1 protein-coding gene and 2 pseudogenes are annotated in these 1090 nt (G+C 59.2%); 2 read left to right on the top strand and 1 reads right to left on the bottom strand.

Annotated features, from left to right (window positions below; genetic code table 11):
• Nucleotides 1–90, top strand: a pseudogene (locus ABZ939_RS36875) (SGNH/GDSL hydrolase family protein); the annotation flags it as partial.
• Between the two features lie 18 nt (nucleotides 91–108).
• Here ABZ939_RS36875 and ABZ939_RS36870 read toward each other — a convergent pair.
• Nucleotides 109–486, bottom strand: a pseudogene (locus ABZ939_RS36870) (toll/interleukin-1 receptor domain-containing protein); the annotation flags it as partial.
• A 150-nt stretch (nucleotides 487–636) separates the two neighbouring features.
• On the opposite strand from ABZ939_RS36870, the gene ABZ939_RS36865 reads away from it, so the two are divergent.
• A complete protein-coding gene (locus ABZ939_RS36865) occupies nucleotides 637–1020 on the top strand; it encodes a transposase (RefSeq protein ID WP_361864978.1) in 384 nt (127 codons plus the stop codon).
• Nucleotides 1021–1090 lie beyond the last annotated feature (70 nt).

Here is a 1090-nt window from a genome sequence, read left to right as displayed (position 1 = left end):
CTCGCCGACCAGCTGCCGGAGCACGACGCATTCCGTTACGCCAACCTGGCCGTACGCGGCCGCCTCCTCGACCAGATCGTGGAGGAACAGCGCCTCGATAAGTCGACGTCGTGCTGTATCCTCGTCAACTCCGATTAGATCAACGCTGATCAGATCTGAGATCACACCGTCGAGTGGAACGTTTTCTACACGGACCGGGATTATTGTGCCGAGGTGTCCAGCACGATCCGCCTCAAAAGCATTCGACCAGTCCCCGAATGAGGATTCCAGCTGGTACGCGCTCGTAATCACCAATATCGTGCGCACGCTGCGGCGCGCCGCACGTTGAATCTGGAGGATAATGTTGGTTCCAGGTCGGAAATCCCAGTTCCTCAGAAGCGTCGAGTGTCCAGCCTCTTCTAGCGTCCAGGCAATCCACGCTGCCCACTCGCTGTCCACCTCGGCATGACTGATGTAGAAGTCGACCCCGTCCTCTCCGGTCTCCACAGTAATCCTTCCGGCAGACTGATAACAGCGCCTACACGTATGTCGCGAGAGCTACATCTTACCTTGCCGCTCACCGATACTTAGAGCGTCTGCCGAGTGAACTTGATGATCTTGCCGCCATGATCTTGGGTCGTGGTTGATCGGTTGTCGATGCGGTGGTTTCGGACGAGTTATGGGCAGTGCTCAAGCCGTGGGTTCCAGAGTCCGGACTCGTCCGCCCGGGGCGGGACAGCGCCGTTGCCTGTTCGTTCAGTGTTCACCGCGATCGTGTATGTGTTGACCAGTGGATGTTCGTGGCGGCATCTGCCGCCGTCGTTCGGAGTGTCGTTCCAGACCGCGTACCTCGATTCGGGCAGTGGACCAAGGCCGGATTGTAGCGCCGCCCTACCACGCGGTGCTCGACGAGCTGGCAGCCATGGATTGATCGACTGTGTCAGCGGTCAGCTGCGTTCTGTGGGCCAGACGTTCCAAGACCCGCGCAGCCGAACGGCCGGAGATCGTCATACCAAGTTGCGCGCGGATCCCACTCTGTGAGGAATGGCCGACCAACGAGCGTCGGATCACGCGCTTGGATATACCGGCAGAAGAAAGCACGACTACAATG

Source organism: Streptomyces sp. NPDC046712 (assembly GCF_040645695.1).
Taxonomy (GTDB): Bacteria; Actinomycetota; Actinomycetes; order Streptomycetales; family Streptomycetaceae; genus Streptomyces.
Note: the sequence above shows the minus strand (reverse complement) of the source record. Positions and strands in the feature narration are given on the sequence as shown.